Here is a 1,077-nt window from a genome sequence, read left to right as displayed (position 1 = left end):
TAGGGTAATATTTCTTCAGGTTTAGATAGATTTTGAGTGTTGGATCAAGCTTACTCATATCGCTTCAGTATGGGTAAGGTGAATGTCTTGATTATAGATATTCTATGCGGTTATCTTAGCGTGATATGTTTGATGACAAAGGAATGAAGATGTCAGACCAAAAGTACCGACTCGTAGCTCGCAGCGATTTTGATGGCCTTGTGTGTGCCGTACTTCTTAAACAGCAGGACTTGATCGACGATATCAAGTTCGTTCATCCCAAAGATATGCAAGATGGCATCATCGAGATCACTCAGAATGATATCATAACCAACCTGCCTTATGTTCCGGCTTCATACCTGACCTTTGACCACCACCTCTCAGAGACGATCCGTAATACGGGTGAACGCACGAACCACATTATTGATCCTGATGCGCCTTCTGCGGCCCGTGTTGTATGGGATCACTATGGTGGCCTGGCTACTTTCCCGGCGGAGTGGCAAGAGATGATGGAAGCGGTCGACAAAGGCGATTCGGCGCAGTTCAACAAAGAAGAAGTTTTGGATGCGCAAGGTTGGAACTTGCTCAATTTCCTGATGGATGCTCGTACTGGTCTTGGCCGATTCCGTGAATTCAGAATCTCCAACTACGCGTTGATGATGGACCTGATTGATTATTGTAAGAACCACACGATCGAGCAGATTCTAGAGCTTCCAGACGTAAAGGAACGTATCGACCTTTATCGTGAACACGAGCAGAAATTCAAGGAGCAGGTGACGCGTTGTGCGCAGGTACACCAGAATCTCGACCTTACTGGCGAAGAGACGATCTACGCAGGCAACCGCTTTATGATTTATGCGCTGTTCCCTGAGTGTAATATCTCGATTCATAAGATGTGGGGCTTTCAAAAGCAGAACATCGTATTCGCGACTGGTAAATCGATCTTTGATCGCAGCTCAAAAACGAACGTGGGTGAATTGATGCTGCAATACGGTGGCGGCGGTCATATTGCTGCAGGCACTTGTCAGATTGCGATTGATGAAGCGCCTCAGGTTCAACAAGCTCTGATTGAAGTGATTACTGCAGACGGTTAAGCCT

1 protein-coding gene is annotated in these 1,077 nt (G+C 46.4%); it reads left to right on the top strand.

Annotation, left to right across the window (positions count from 1 at the left end; translation table 11 throughout):
- Positions 1–149 precede the first annotated feature (149 nt).
- The gene (locus tag KIV40_RS32415; protein WP_285353462.1) at positions 150–1,073 is read left to right on the top strand and encodes an exopolyphosphatase; all 924 of its coding nucleotides are present in this window, start codon (positions 150–152) and stop codon (positions 1,071–1,073) included.
- Positions 1,074–1,077: the final 4 nt, after the last annotated feature.

The organism is Vibrio sp. D173a (assembly GCF_030248475.1).
This window is presented reverse-complemented; position numbering and strand designations above follow the sequence as displayed.

What these genes read in the sequence shown, in the direction of transcription:
- KIV40_RS32415 (WP_285353462.1), top strand. Translation starts at nt 150, where the DNA reads ATGTCAGACCAAAAGTACCGACTCGTAGCTCGCAGCGATTTTGATGGC.